Genomic DNA, 13,247 nt, shown 5'->3' on the forward strand with positions numbered 1-13,247 from the left:
GATTCAGCGCAGCGTTTCCAGCTCCTCCAGCGTCTCCAGCACCCGCTGGGGTTCCTCCAGGCCATGGAGCCGGTCCGCCAGGCCGCGCCCCGCGAGCCGGGCCACGTGCGCCAGCCGCATCAGCCGCGCGCGGCCCACGTGGCCGTCCACCAGCGCCACCACCAGCCGCAGGGGCTGGCCGTCCGGCGCGTCCACCTTCAGGGGCCGGGCCAGCGTCACCAGCGCAGCCACCGGGGCCGCGCCGGGCACGAACGCGTGCGGCACCGCCACGCCGTTGCCCACCTGGGACGGGGCCGTGCCCTCGCGCTGGCGCAGGCCCTCCGCGAGCGCCGCCCCGTCCACGCCGGGCAGGGCCGCCGCCAGCCGTCCGGCCGCCACGTCCAGCGCGTCCTCGTAGTCCCCGCAGGAGAGCTGCAACACCACCCGCTCCGCGCTCAGGAGCGGCCCCAGCGGGGGCACGGGTTCGTTGCCGCGCACCTCGCGCAGGGGGAACTCCGCGTCCAGGAAGGCCCGCACGCGCGCCAGCTGCGCGCCGGTGAGCTTGCGGCGCGCGATGTCCAGCATCAGCGTCCCCGCGGCGGGCACATCCTCCAGGTAGCCCGCCACGTACGGGCTCACCCGGTTGGCCACGTCCATCAGCAGCCCTGGGGGCACGTCCAGCTCCCGGGCGATGGCCGTCAGCCGCTCCTGCGTGGGCGGCGCGTCCACGCCGTTCTCCACGCGGCTCAGGTACGCGCTGGACACGCCGATGCGGCGCGCCAGGTCGCGCAGGGACAACCCCGCGTCCACCCGAAGGAGACGCAGCGTGGCACCCAGGTGCATGGCGGTCAGCTCCGCGCGCTCAGCGGCTGCGCCGCCTCTGGAGTCGCGCCCTGCGTCCGGGCCTGCTCCGGAGTCTGGGCCAGCACCGTCGCCCCCTCCGGGTGACGCACGAGCAGCAGCGAGGCGGGCGCGTCGCGCACGATTCGCTCGCGCTGAACGCCGAACAACCGGTCTTCCAGGCCCCATTCGGTCCCCAGGCCCACCACCACGAGGTCGTAACCCGCCTTCGCTTCTTCCAGCGCTGCCTCTTCCGGCGACGCGTGGCGCACCACCTTCAGCTTCACGGAGGCGCCCTCGTCCGCGGGGAACAGCTCCTCCACCTGCGCGCGGCCCGCGCCCGAGCCCTCGGGAGAGGTCACGTGCAGCACCGTCACCTCCGCGCCGGCCTGCTTCACCAGCCGCCGCGCCAGGCCCAGCGCCGCCCGGTCATGCCGGCTGCCCACGAAGGGCACCAGCACCCGGCGCACCTGCGACAGGCCGCGGTCCACCAGCACCGCCACCGTGCCGCCCGCCTCCTGCATCACCTCGTGCACCGTGCCGCCCAGCACCGTCTGGCTGAAGAGCGGCTTGTGCCAGCCCAGCAGCACCAGGTCCGCGCGCTTCGCCTGCGCCGTGCGGCAGATGTCCCGCGCGGGCTCCGACGACACGAACGACAGCGTGCGCACGGACAGCCCCAGCTTCTCCGCGCGGCCCACCAGGGGCGCCAGCGCTCCGCTGGACGCGGCCGTGGGGTCCAGCGACTCCCCGCGGGCCTTGAGCGAGCGCTCCGGGGACAACAAGTGCAGCGCGTAGAGGTTCGCCTCGTTGCGCTCGCCCGACAGCGCGCGAGACAGCACCGCCATGCCCGGACCGGCCTGCCCGTGCGACACGCACAGCAGCACCGTGTACGCGGACGGGGGCAGCGCCGGCTCCGGCGCGCCCAGCAGCTGATCGCGCGCCTGCTCCTCCGGCGAATACAGCAGGCGCAGGAACGGCGTGGTCATGAAGGTCGTGACCAGCGCCATGATGACCATCATCGTGAAGAGCGTGGGCGAGATGACGCCCAGGTCCAGGCCCAGGTTGAGCACGATGAGCTCCATCAGGCCACGCGTGTTCATCAGGATGCCGATGGCGCCCGCCTCCCGCCACCGCAGGCCCGTGAGGCGCGCGGCCACCGCGCTGCCGCCGAACTTGCCCAGGCACGCCAGGACGATGATGACGCCGCACGTGAGCCACGCCTCCGGAGTGGCCAGCAGGCCCAGTTGCGTGCGCAGGCCGCTGAAGGCGAAGAACACGGGCAACAGCAACACGACGGCCACGTCCTCCAGCTTCTCCGCCAGCGCCACCGCCAGCCCGCCCTCCTTGGGAATCACCGCGCCGAACATGAAGGCGCCGAAGAGCGAGTGGATGCCGATGTACTCGGTGGTCCACGCGGAGCCGAGCAGCAGAACCAGGGTGATGGCCACCACGTTCTGGGTGAGCCCCTCGCGGTTGGCCACGCGCGCGCCCAGCCGGGCGAGGAACGGCTTCACCAGCAGCAGCATGAAGGCGATGTAGAGCAGCGCGAACAGCGTGGTGAGCCCCGCGTGCGCCAGGTCCGACGCGCGCACCAGCGACACCACGAACGCCAGGATGCACCACGCCGTCACGTCGTCCACCGCCGCGCACGCGATGGCGATGGCGCCCAGCTTCGACTGCATCAGCCCGCGCTCCGTGAGGATGCGCGCCAGCACCGGGAAGGCCGTGATGCTCATGGACACGCCCATGAACAGCACGAACGAGGAGAACGGCACGTCCGGGCTGGACAGCGACTTGTACAGCCACAGCGCGCCCGCCGCCGCGCCCAGCGCGAACGGGACGACGATGCTGGAGTGGCTGATGGCCACCGACGCGTGCCCCCGCCCCTTCAACAGCTTGGGGTCCAGCTCCAGGCCGATGAGGAACATGAAGAGCACCAGGCCGACCTCGGCCAGCATCTTCAGGAACGGCATGGACTCCGGAGGGAACAGCCAGTGCATGGCGCCCGGAGCCAGCCAGCCCAGGAGTGACGGGCCCAGCGCGATGCCCGCCACCACCTCCGCGATGACCAGGGGCTGCCCCAGCCAACGAGCGCCCCGGCCAATGAGCCGGGACACCGCGATGATGACGATGAGCTGGACCAGGAGCTGGGCGAGCATGTGGGGATTCATCGGACAGGCCTCGCTGGGAAAGTGTTAAGGATGCACTTACCAAGGCGTCGCGCGCAGCGTCAACACGCGCGAGCAGGGCCGCCCGCGCGAGAAGACACACCCGGAGTGTCAGGAGGCTTCGGAGGCCTTGTTGGCCGCCACGGCCTTGAGGAGCGTCTCCACGTCCACCGGCTTGCGCAGGTAGCCGCAGGCGCCCATCTCCTCCGCGACCTGGCGCGCGTTGGCGGAGGCGGAGAAGACGAGCACGGGGATGTCCCGCCACGCCTCCACCTGGCGCATCTGCCGGCCGAAGGTCGCGCCGTCCATCACCGGCATCATCATGTCCAGCAGGACCAGCGACGGTATCACCGGCTCCCGGCGGAGCACCTCCAGCGCCTGCAGCCCGTTGCCCGCTCCGAAGACGGTGTAGCCCGCGTCGCGCAGCACTTCCTCCAGCGCCTCCCGCAGGTCCGTGTCGTCATCCACCACCAACACCGGCCGACTCACTCGCGCGTCTCCTTCTCCAGCGGCAGCTCCAACGTGAAGCGCGCGCCCTCTCCCGCGGCGGGCTCCGCCCAGGCCCGTCCGCCGTGCGCCTCCGCGGCGCGGCGGGCGAGGTAGAGCCCCAGGCCCAGGCCTCCATACGAATGCGAGCTGACCGCGCGGCCGAAGCGCTCGAAGATGCGCTCCACCTGATCCACGGGCACGCCGATGCCCCGGTCGCGCACCTGGATGCGCGCGAAGCTCCCTTCCCGCCCCACGTCCACCTCCACCGGCCGTCCCGGACCGAACTTGAGCGCGTTGGATATCAACGCCGCCACGGCCTGGTCCACGCGGAGCCGGTCCCACGTCCCCCAGAGTCCGCGGCGAGGCGACTGGCGCAGCTCGCACCCGGCCGCGCGGGCCTCCGCCTGGTAGCGGTCCAGCACTTCGGAGACCAGCTCCTCCAGGTCGAAGCGCTCGGGCATGAGCGACAGCTCGCCGCTGGACAGCTGCGACACGTCCAGGAGGCCCTCCACCAGCGTGCCCAGCCGGCGCACCTGGCGCACGCTGCGCTCCAGGCGCGTCACCACGTCCGGCTCCAGGCGGTGCGCCTCCGTGCGCTGCAACAGCGTGCCCAGCTGCAGCCGCAGCGTGGTGAGCGGCGTGCGCAGCTCGTGCGCGGCCACGGTGAGGAACTCGTCGCGCAGGCGCACCGCCTCACGGGCCTCCTGGAAGAGCCGCGCGTTCTCCAGCACCAGCCCCGTCCTGCGCGCCAGCTCCTGCGCCAGCGACAGGTCCACCGGCGCGAGCGTGCGCTCGCCCAGCGTGCCCATGGACAGCACGCCCAGCCGGCCATCGTTGCCGGGCAGGGCCACGTTCACCACCGAGCGCAGCCCCAGCCCCTCGATGGCGCGCTGGTGCGCAACGTCCCGGGTGATGGGCTCCGGGCGCTTGCGCACGTCCGGCATGAACTCCGGCTGGCCGGTGCGCAGCACGTACGCGGGGCCTGCGGCGGCCTGGGGGTCCAGCGGGAAGCGCTGGTCCAGCTTCCAGGCATGGGCGCGCCGCTCCGCGTCCGGGTGCGCCAGCGCCACCAGCCGCAGGCCGCCCTGGTCCGGGTCCTGGAGGAAGAAGGCGCACCAGTCCACCACCCGGGGCACCATCAACTGCACCAGCTGATCCAACCGCGCCGCCTGCTCCAGGGGGCCGGTGAGCAGCTCACTGGCCTTGGCCAGGATGTCGCGGTCCACCTCCGCCCGCGTGCGCTCGCGCCGCACGCGCGTCTCTTCCAGTTCGCGCGCCACCGCCGGGCCCAGCCGGGCCATCCGGTCCTTGGAGAAGCAGTCGCGCGCGCCCGCCTTCATCAGCGTGACCGCCTGGTCCTCGCTCAGCTGGCTGGACAGGACGATGAGGGGCACGTCCCGCCCCTGCGAGTGCAGGAGCGACAGCACGTCCAGCGCGTTGAAGCTCGGCAGCCGGTAGTCACACAGCACCAGGTCCCAGGGTCCAGTGGCCAGTGCTTCGCGCAGCGCCTCCAGCGTCTCCACGCGCCGGGCCGTGGGCAGGTAGCCCGCCTGCTCCAGCTCCGCCGTCACCAGCGCCGCGTCGTTGACGCTGTCCTCCACGAGCAACAGCCGGAAGGGCGTCATGCCCGGGCCCCACCCATCAGCCCAGGGGACTGACCTCGCCCCTTCGGCCGGGAGCCTCGTGCTGCATCCATTCGCGTTGCTCCTCCCGTAGGGTGTGGGCCTCTTTCACCACATGCTAGTGGCCCTCCCTGTCACGCCATCGGGAGAAATGGCGGACGTTCAGCACCGAGCGCTGGCTGGTGAACGTCCCACGCCAGCGCTCCACCCCACGAGGGTGCAACAGCCCCGGATTACCAGGAAACGTCGTACTCGGTATCGAGCAGGGACAGCTGCCGCCCATGCACCTGGACGTCCTGGGCGCCCACGGCCTCCAGGGCGGCCTGGAGCACGCCCTCGTGGTACGGCGCGGGCATGAAGTCCCGGCGCATCACGAAGCGGGCGCTGTGGTCTCCCGTCCAGAGGACGCTGCGCTCGCCGTAGCTCACCGCGACGCGGTAGCCCTCGGCCATGTGCTGGAGCATCCGCCAGGGGTTGCCGGCGGCGGCCTGCATCAGGTCCCGGCCGAACATGGAGGCCAGGAAGTCCACCGTGGCCTGCGTCCCGATGTACCGCAACGCCTGCTCCCAGTCGCCCAGTTGGGGGCGCAGGATTCGCGTCGCCTCGGCGGACATCTCCAGGAAGCGCGCCACCGGGTACAGCTCCTCGGCGTTCAGCTCCCTCAGCCCGGACGCCGCGAGGCACTTCGCTCCGGCCTCTTCGCCCTGGAGGAAGTTCACCACGCCCACCACGCCCTGGAAGAACATCCCGCGCGCCCCGTCTTCCGGGGTCGCGGCCAGGCACCGCTCCACCAGGTGCCACGCCGCAGGCTCCTGCACCCAGCCCGCCGCCTTCGTCGAACCTTCCACCGGTCCGCGATCCATACCGACCTCCACTTCCACTTCAGGCGCTGGAATCGGCCCCCCCGTTTCGTGGGTCCATCCGCCAGCGCAGCCCTTCCCCCTCACAGGTGCCGGGGCCCACGCCCCGCTCACACCGTGCAGCCCAATCACACAATTCCATCAGAGCGGCAAGAAATCCCAGTAAGACAGGAAGTACCTGCCATTATCTCCGGGATTACACAATTCTAATAGGAGTGCGGATGGGCTTTCCTATACACTGAGAAACAGATGGGGGCCAAACCCCTCACTCCGGGTCTTACCCGGAGAGCGCGGATTGTGCGGCCGCGACGGCGGTTCCGGGGGCGAACGCGCGGTGACCGGCGGCGTGGAGGGCGCGCTCGATGGCGCCCACGGTGACGAGCACGTCCCCGGCGCTGACGCGGTTCATGTGGCCCACGCGGAAGTAGCGCGTCTTGATTTCCGGGTGGAGGCCGCCGGCGATGGCCACGCCCTGCGCCTTCACGCGGCCCACGAGCGACGCGTCCACGCCGTCCGGGTAGTACACGGCGCTCAGGGTGTTGGCGGCCACTCCTTCCGAGGTGGGCACGAGCCGCAGGCCCAGCGCGCTCCAGGCGGCGCGGAAGGCGCGGGCCATGCGGCGGTGGCGCTCGAAGCGGGCCTCCATGCCCTCCGCCAGGATCTGTCCCAGGCTGACCTCCAGCGCGCACACCAGGGACGTGGGCGGGGTGGCGAAGTAGGCGGGCTTGCCGGCCTCGTAGGCCTCCATCACCGGAAGCCACTCCGCCCAGTCCGCGTACACGCTGGCGACGGGCGTCTTGCGCGCCTTCCACGCGGCGATGGCGCGGGGACTCACGGTGAGGAGCGCCAGGCCCGGCGGCACACCCACCGCCTTCTGGCTGGCGGTGAGGTACACGTCCGCGCCCCACGCGTCCTGCTGGAAGGCCTCACCGGCGGTGGCGCACACGCCGTCCACCACGGCCAGGACGCCGTACTGGCGCGCGGCCTTCACCAGCGGCTCCACGGGCGCGAGCACCGCGGTGGAGGTGTCCACGTGCGTGACGGTCATCAGCTTGAAGCCGCCGCCGCGCAGCTCCGCCTCCACCTGGGCCACCTCCGGGGCGCTGCCCACGCCGGCCGCGCGCACGTGCGTCACCTTCGCGCCGTGGCGCTCCAGGATGTGGGCCATGCGGTCGCTGAAGTAGCCGGTGTTCACCACCAGCGCGCGGTCACCGGGCTCGATGAGGTTGGCCACGGCGAGCTCCATGGCCAGCGTGCCGCTGCCAGAGACGACGAAGGGCTGCGCGCCGGGGGCGAGCGACACCTCGCGCAGGCGCTTGAGGGCCCGGCCGAAGGTGGCGATGAAGCCCGCGTCCAGGTGCCCGGGCACCGGCCCGGACATCGCCTGCAACACGTCCGCGTCCACGTCCACCGGCCCGGGAATCATCAACAGGTCTCTCACGGCGCCACTCCTCCTGAAGGCCCCCTCCGGACAGCCGAAGGGCGGTCCCCCACTGTGGCCAGCGCGGGCCCGGGTTGTCCACGCTGGAAACACAGACGCCGGAGCCCCTGCGGCGGGGACTCCGGCGTCATGGACTTCAGGAAGCGAAGGTGTGGACTAGCGGTACGTCGCGGTCAGGCTGTCCGCGCGGGTCACCTGGCCGGCGGTGAACTGGTTCATGCAGTTGTCGTCCGTGTAGTCCATGAAGTTGTAGATGGGGTCCGCGCCACCACCCGCGCAGGTGTCACGGCCGGCGGGGCAGCCAAACGCGGCCGAGGCCTCCGGGGGCGTGTCGCTGACGGAGTCGCCCGTGGCGGTGCAGCCGCCCTGGAACGTGTGGTACAGGCCCAGCCAGTGGCCGACCTCGTGCGTGGCCGTGTCGCCCTCGTTGTAGGGGACAGCCGTGCCGCCGGGGACGCTGCTGTAGAGCATCACCACGCCGTCCATCTTCGGCTGGCTGCTGTAGCTGGAGGGGAAGGTCGCCCAGCCCAGCAGGCCGCCCTTGAGGTTGGCGGTGTAGATGTTCAGCGACTCCGGGCCGCCCTTGCGCAGGGCCTGCTTCATCTTCTTCTCCGCGGCGGAGCCCGAACCCAGCGCGAACCACTGGGTGTTCGTGGTGCGGTCCGTGCCGGCCAGCGTGAACTTGAACGGGGTGCTGGCGTACGCCGCGTTCAGCACGTTCATCTGCGCGGTGATCTGCGAGTCCGGAACGTCGCCGTTGGCGAGCCCCGTGCCCTTGTTGATGACGTGGAAGTAGACGGGAACGTTGACGGAGCCCACGGCGCGCTTGGCCGACACGCGGTTCGCCAGCGCCGCCTCGATCTCCAGCTTCTCGTCGGCCGACGGCTCGATGGTCGCGCAGCCACGGTGCGGGATGGCCTGAGTGTTGGTGGTCTCCTCCGCGGGAGCCGGGGTCTGCTCCTCAGTGGTCGGGGCGTTGCTGCTGCAGCCCGCCAGGGACATCAAGGTGCCAAAGACAACCACGAGACGACCACCACGCTGCGCGACGTGACGAAGCATCGTTTCCCAACTCCTCAGAAAATGGGTGAAACATTGATACGCGGATGAAACAGCGCAAGTCAAATGGCGCGATAAAAATGTACTCGCGGTAAAACACCCAAGACAGACCAAGCGTCACAGGGCCGGGAGACGGCCTGTCTGTGTTTCGTCCCGAAAAATGGAAAACGCCGGAGCCCCCTGAACGGAGACCCCGGCGTCGTCACATCGGCCACAGCCGCGCTGTTTATTTCTAGCGGTACGTCAGGGTCAGGCTGTCCGCGCGGGTGATCTGGCCAGCGGTGAACTGGTTCATGCAGCTGTCGTCCGTGTAGTCCATGAAGTTGTAGATGGGGTCCGCGCCGCCACCGGAGCAGGTGTCACGGCCGGCGGGGCAGCCGTACGCGGGCGAGGCCTCCGGCGGCGTGTCGCTGACGGAGTCGCCCGGGCTGGCGCAGCCGCCCTGGAACGTGTGGTACAGGCCCAGCCAGTGGCCGACCTCGTGCGTGCCCGTGTCGCCCAGGTTGTACGGGGTCGCCGTGCCGCCGGGGACGCTGGTGTAGAGGATGACCACGCCGTCCTTCTTCGGCTGGCTGGTGTAGCTGGAGGGGAAGGTCGCCCAGCCCAGCAGGCCACCGCCAATGTTCGCGGTGTAGAGGTTGAGCGACTCCTTGCCACCCTTGCGCAGGGTGTTCTTCATGTTCGTCTCGGCGGAGCTGCCCGGCGTCACCGTGTACCAGGTCGCGTTGGTCGTGCGGTCCGTGCCGGCCAGCGTGAACTTGAACGGGGTGTTGGCGTACGCCGCGTTCAGCACGTTCATCTGCGAGGTGATCTGCGAGTCCGGGATGTCGCCGTTGGCGAGGCCCGTGCCCTTGCGGATGACGTGGAAGTAGACGGGCACGTTCACGGAGCCCACCGCGCGCTTGGCCGACACGTGGCCCGCGATCGCGGCCTCGATCTCCAGCTTCTCGTCGGCCGACGGCTCGACGGTCGCACAGCCACGGTGCGGGATGGCCTGGGCGTTGGTGGTCTCCTCCGCGGGAGCGGGAGTCTGCTCCTCGGTGGTCGGGGCATTGTTGTTACAGCCCACCAGGGACATCAGGGTGCCAACGACAACGGCGAAACGGCCACTGCGCTGCGCGACGTGACGAAGCATGGTTTCCCAACTCCTCGAAAAGTAGGGGGGAGCTGGAATACGATTTTAGTGACTCCAGAGTCAATCCACGGACAGTCCTGGAAACACTGCAAAACACTATGGGCTCAAACGGTGGCTCAGGGCGTCGGCGCGGGGGCGTCACCCGCGTCCGGGGCGGGCGTGAGCGGGGTGGGCGCCGTCTGGGGGGCTCCCACCTGGTCCAGGGACTCGCGGTTGCTCACGGAGAAGCGCACCAGGGCGCGGAGGATGCGGTTGCGCTTCACGTTGCCCAGCACCTCGCGCAGGTCGTCGTAGACGGTGGGGTCGTTGACGAGCGCGCCCAGGGTGCCGTCGCCCTTGGCCACGGTGGCGGTGATGGTCTTGATGTCCGCGGCGGCGCTGCCCAGGTCCGCGAACATGCCCTTGGCGTCGCCGTAGACGAGCTGGTGCACGGCGCCGTTGGGGCTCTTCTTCGCGTCCTCCAGCAGGCCCGCGAGCTGGCCGGCCGCCGCCCCCAGCTCCCGCATGGCCACCGCACCGTCCTGGCCGTAGATGAGCGCGTGCGCGGTGCCGTCGCCGCGGCGAACCTCCGACAGGATGGCCTCCACGTGGCCCAGGGCACCGTCCATGCGCTTCGCGGCGCCGGACGCGTTGGCGAGCAGCGTGTTCACCTCCTGGCCCGTGCGCGGGTCGTAGATGAGCGCGTGCAGGGCGCCGTTGCCCTTCTCCACCTCCTCCATGATGTTGCGCAGCGAGGCGACGCTCTTGGCCAGGTCCCGCGACAGCTCCGGGTTCGTGTAGACCTTCACGGCCTCCTTGAGGGACTCGCTGATTTCGACCGAGTTCTCCATGACGCGGCTGGCGCTGGTCATCAGCTTGGACAGGTCCCCGCCGCTGCTGGACTGGATGACACCGCCGGGCTCCACGGCGGGCTTGTCCGCGCTGCCCAGGGAGATGTCCACCGCCTTGTCGCCCAGGACGCCCATGCTGGTGAGGCGGGCCACGGAGTCCGCGCGGATACGGCTGGCGTAGGCGCTGGCCACCTGGAGCTCCACCTGCAGGCGGCTGTCCTTCAGGTCCTGGGAGAAGGACACGCTGTTCACGCGGCCCACCTTCAGGCCGCCAATCCACACGGGGGACTGGTCGCTCAGGCCGTCCACGCTGGGGAAGTAGGCGTGGAAGATGACCTGACGCTGGAAGAGGTTGGACTCGCGGCCGATGAAGAAGACGACGATGCCTGCCACGGCGAGGCCAACGGCGACGAAGAGGCCCGCGCGCACGGCGAGGCGCTTCTCCTTCGAGGTCGACGTGAAGAGACTCATGGTGTTCCCCGGGGGTTCAGCTCCAGGCGGCGCGCGTCGATGAAGGCGCGCACCTCCGGCACCTGGGAGCGGCGCATCTCCTCCGGGGTGCCTACCTGGACGATCTTCCGGTTGGCCAGCATGGCCATCCGGTCCGCCAGCACGAAGGCGCTCACCATGTCGTGCGTGACGACAATGGAAGTGGCGCCCAGGCGCTGCTTCATCGAATCAATCAACTCGTTGATGGTCTGCGTGGTGACGGGGTCCAGGCCCGTCGTGGGCTCGTCCCAGAGGATGACCTCCGGGTCCGTGGCGATGGCGCGCGCCAGGCCCACGCGCTTGCGCATACCGCCGGACAAGTCCGACGGCATCAGCTTCTCCGTGTTGGGCAGGTCCACCAGCTCCAGCTTCTCCGCCACGCGCTTCTGGATTTCCGCGCGGGACATGGTGGGGAAGTGTTCGCGAAGCGGGTACGCCACGTTGTCCGCCACGCTGAGCGAGTCGAACAGCGCCGCGCCCTGGAACACCATGGCCACGTGCTTGCGGACCTCCAGGAACTGCTCCTCGGAGAACTTCGCCAGGTCGTAGCCTTCGAACAGGACACTGCCGCCGTCCGGGTGCAGCAGGCCGATGAGGCACTTGAGCAGCACGCTCTTGCCCACGCCGGAGCCGCCCAGCACCACCAGCGTCTCGCCAGCGCGCACGTCCAGGTCCACGCCGTCGTAGATGCGCTTGGGGCCGAACTGCTTGATGAGCCCGTCGAAGCGGATGAGCTCCTCGCCCGGCGTGGGCTTGCGGAAGCTGAACGGGACGGCGGGGTCTCGGTGGTGGTGGGCCTTGCGCATGGTGCGGTTGGCTTCAGAAGTAGAGCGTGATTTTCGTGATGAAGAAGTCCGCCAGGCACACGGTGACGGAGGTGATGGCCACCGTCTGCGTGGTGGCGCGGCCCACGCCCTCCGTGCCGCCCTCCACCGCCAGCCCCTTGAAGCAGCCGACCAGGCCGATGATGAGCCCGAACACGGCGCCCTTGACGACGCCGGAGACGAAGTCGCCCATCAACACCGCGTCCAGCGCGCCCTGGGAGAACTGGTCCAGGGAGATGCCGTACTGGGACTTCACCACCAGCGCGCCGCCCACCAGGCCCACCACGTCCGAGAACACGGTGAGCACCGGCATCACGATGAGGCACGCGAACACGCGCGGAACCACCAGCTTGCGCAGCGGGTCCGCGCCCAGCGCGCGGATGGCGTCCACCTGCTCCGTCACGGTCATGGAGCCCAGCTCCGCGGCGATGCCGGACCCGATGCGCGCGCCCACCGTGAGGGCGGTGAGCACGGGGGCCAGCTCCCGGAACAGCGTGAGGATGACCACGCGCCCCACGGTGTACTGCACGCCGAAGCGCGCGAGGAAGTAGCCGAACTGCAAGGAGATGACGAGCCCGGCGAACGTCGCGGTGAGCAGCGCGATGGGCAGCGAGCGCACGCCCAGGGACTCGGTGTGGAAGATGAGGCCGGCCCAGTCGTAGGGTGGGCGCACGGCGCGGCTGAACACCTGGCCCGTCATGACGGACAGGGCGCCCAGGGACTCCATGCGCTCGCGAAGGCGCTCCTTGAGGCTGGGGCCGCCGGAGAGCTTCGCCTCGGGCATCATCGCTGGCGCTCCGCGTGGAAGCCCTGGAAGAGGCTCTCGAAGTCCGCCATGCGCGCGTCGGCGGTGCCCACGGGGGCGACGTAGCTGAAGTCGAAGACGCAGTTGTCCTTCTTCACCACCACGAGCTCCAGGGAGACGGGCACGCCGTCGAGCTTCGCGACGTAGCGGCTTCGCAGGGCCTCGCGGTCGTCCAGGGTGAAGGTGCGCTGGCCCAGGTCCTGACGCTCGGTGAAGCCCATGAGCAGGTGCTTCGTGAGGACCTGGAGGGACGGGTCGTCATGGTCCCGGCAGGTGGAGTTGGTGGCGATGACGCGGCCGGTGTCGCCGCGCTCCACGAAGGCCAGGTCGTTGTCGTCGAAGCCGCGGCGTTCCCAGACGTCATTGGACAGCGGGCCGACGCGGTACTTCACGTCGGACTTCCGGAGCACCGAGTCCTCGAACGTCGCGCGGTGGCACCCCGCGAGGAGGGTGGACAGCACGAGCGTCAGCAGCAAACGCGACATGGCACCATTTCGTTCGTCCCGGGTCCGCCCGGTGGGACGGCGGGCATGGTCATGGTGCACGCCCGGCAGGTCCGCAAGAACTTCGTCGGAGCGAACGTCGACTCACGGACGCGCGCCCGCCGAGGGCCCGGCACCCCGAACGGGCTCCGGGCGACAGGTGCGCACGCGTTCGTGGGAACACGAAGGAGACCGGGGCCAGGCGTCGTCTATTCCGGAGGGGGTAC

General features: G+C 70.2%; 12 protein-coding genes. All 12 read right to left on the minus strand.

Annotation, left to right across the window (positions count from 1 at the left end; all coding sequences use genetic code 11):
- Positions 1 to 3: 3 nt before the first annotated feature.
- The 12 genes from D7Y04_RS26505 to D7Y04_RS26560 all read right to left on the minus strand — a co-directional run bounded on the left by D7Y04_RS26505 (position 4) and on the right by D7Y04_RS26560 (position 13,023).
- Positions 4 to 822 (minus strand): helix-turn-helix domain-containing protein, encoded by an 819-nt coding sequence (locus D7Y04_RS26505; RefSeq protein ID WP_120598194.1) that lies wholly within the window; start codon positions 820 to 822, stop codon positions 4 to 6.
- Between the two features lie 5 nt (positions 823 to 827).
- Positions 828 to 2,990, minus strand: a complete 2,163-nt coding sequence (locus tag D7Y04_RS26510) for a cation:proton antiporter (protein ID WP_121761073.1) — start codon at positions 2,988 to 2,990, stop codon at positions 828 to 830.
- Between the two features lie 108 nt (positions 2,991 to 3,098).
- Positions 3,099 to 3,476, minus strand: a complete 378-nt coding sequence (locus tag D7Y04_RS26515; RefSeq protein ID WP_120598192.1) for a response regulator — start codon at positions 3,474 to 3,476, stop codon at positions 3,099 to 3,101.
- Positions 3,473 to 5,101 (minus strand): ATP-binding protein, encoded by a 1,629-nt coding sequence (locus tag D7Y04_RS46590; protein WP_121761074.1) that lies wholly within the window; start codon positions 5,099 to 5,101, stop codon positions 3,473 to 3,475. Before D7Y04_RS46590 ends, D7Y04_RS26515 begins: the two co-directional genes overlap by 4 nt.
- Before the next feature lie 230 nt (positions 5,102 to 5,331).
- Complete coding sequence (locus D7Y04_RS26525) at positions 5,332 to 5,961, minus strand: DUF2378 family protein (RefSeq protein WP_121761075.1); 630 nt, start codon at positions 5,959 to 5,961, stop codon at positions 5,332 to 5,334.
- 274 nt (positions 5,962 to 6,235) lie between these two features.
- On the minus strand, positions 6,236 to 7,399 hold the full coding sequence (locus D7Y04_RS26530; RefSeq protein ID WP_121761076.1) for an alanine--glyoxylate aminotransferase family protein: 1,164 nt from the start codon (positions 7,397 to 7,399) through the stop codon (positions 6,236 to 6,238).
- A 156-nt stretch (positions 7,400 to 7,555) separates the two neighbouring features.
- On the minus strand, positions 7,556 to 8,458 hold the full coding sequence (locus tag D7Y04_RS26535) for a zinc metalloprotease (protein ID WP_120598188.1): 903 nt from the start codon (positions 8,456 to 8,458) through the stop codon (positions 7,556 to 7,558).
- Between the two features lie 229 nt (positions 8,459 to 8,687).
- Positions 8,688 to 9,590 (minus strand): zinc metalloprotease, encoded by a 903-nt coding sequence (locus D7Y04_RS26540; protein ID WP_120598187.1) that lies wholly within the window; start codon positions 9,588 to 9,590, stop codon positions 8,688 to 8,690.
- A 116-nt stretch (positions 9,591 to 9,706) separates the two neighbouring features.
- Positions 9,707 to 10,891, minus strand: a complete 1,185-nt coding sequence (locus D7Y04_RS26545; protein ID WP_121761077.1) for an MlaD family protein — start codon at positions 10,889 to 10,891, stop codon at positions 9,707 to 9,709.
- On the minus strand, positions 10,888 to 11,715 hold the full coding sequence (locus tag D7Y04_RS26550; protein WP_120599249.1) for an ABC transporter ATP-binding protein: 828 nt from the start codon (positions 11,713 to 11,715) through the stop codon (positions 10,888 to 10,890). The genes D7Y04_RS26545 and D7Y04_RS26550 overlap by 4 nt, the downstream gene beginning before the upstream one ends.
- 13 nt (positions 11,716 to 11,728) lie before the next feature.
- Entirely contained in the window at positions 11,729 to 12,520 is a 792-nt protein-coding gene (locus D7Y04_RS26555; RefSeq protein WP_120599248.1) for an ABC transporter permease, read from the minus strand.
- Positions 12,517 to 13,023 (minus strand): hypothetical protein, encoded by a 507-nt coding sequence (locus D7Y04_RS26560; protein ID WP_121761078.1) that lies wholly within the window; start codon positions 13,021 to 13,023, stop codon positions 12,517 to 12,519. Before D7Y04_RS26560 ends, D7Y04_RS26555 begins: the two co-directional genes overlap by 4 nt.
- Between the last annotated feature and the right edge of the window lie 224 nt (positions 13,024 to 13,247).

The sequence above is a fragment of the Corallococcus sp. AB038B genome (assembly GCF_003668955.1).
Classification (GTDB): domain Bacteria; phylum Myxococcota; class Myxococcia; order Myxococcales; family Myxococcaceae; genus Corallococcus; species Corallococcus exiguus.

Coding starts and splice junctions, on each gene's coding strand:
- D7Y04_RS26505 (WP_120598194.1), bottom strand. CDS start 822: ATGCACCTGGGTGCCACGCTGCGTCTCCTTCGGGTGGACGCGGGGTTG.
- D7Y04_RS26510 (WP_121761073.1), bottom strand. CDS start 2,990: ATGAATCCCCACATGCTCGCCCAGCTCCTGGTCCAGCTCATCGTCATC.
- D7Y04_RS46590 (WP_121761074.1), bottom strand. CDS start 5,101: ATGACGCCCTTCCGGCTGTTGCTCGTGGAGGACAGCGTCAACGACGCG.
- D7Y04_RS26525 (WP_121761075.1), bottom strand. CDS start 5,961: ATGGATCGCGGACCGGTGGAAGGTTCGACGAAGGCGGCGGGCTGGGTG.
- D7Y04_RS26535 (WP_120598188.1), bottom strand. CDS start 8,458: ATGCTTCGTCACGTCGCGCAGCGTGGTGGTCGTCTCGTGGTTGTCTTT.
- D7Y04_RS26540 (WP_120598187.1), bottom strand. CDS start 9,590: ATGCTTCGTCACGTCGCGCAGCGCAGTGGCCGTTTCGCCGTTGTCGTT.
- D7Y04_RS26545 (WP_121761077.1), bottom strand. CDS start 10,891: ATGAGTCTCTTCACGTCGACCTCGAAGGAGAAGCGCCTCGCCGTGCGC.
- D7Y04_RS26550 (WP_120599249.1), bottom strand. CDS start 11,715: ATGCGCAAGGCCCACCACCACCGAGACCCCGCCGTCCCGTTCAGCTTC.
- D7Y04_RS26555 (WP_120599248.1), bottom strand. CDS start 12,520: ATGATGCCCGAGGCGAAGCTCTCCGGCGGCCCCAGCCTCAAGGAGCGC.
- D7Y04_RS26560 (WP_121761078.1), bottom strand. CDS start 13,023: ATGTCGCGTTTGCTGCTGACGCTCGTGCTGTCCACCCTCCTCGCGGGG.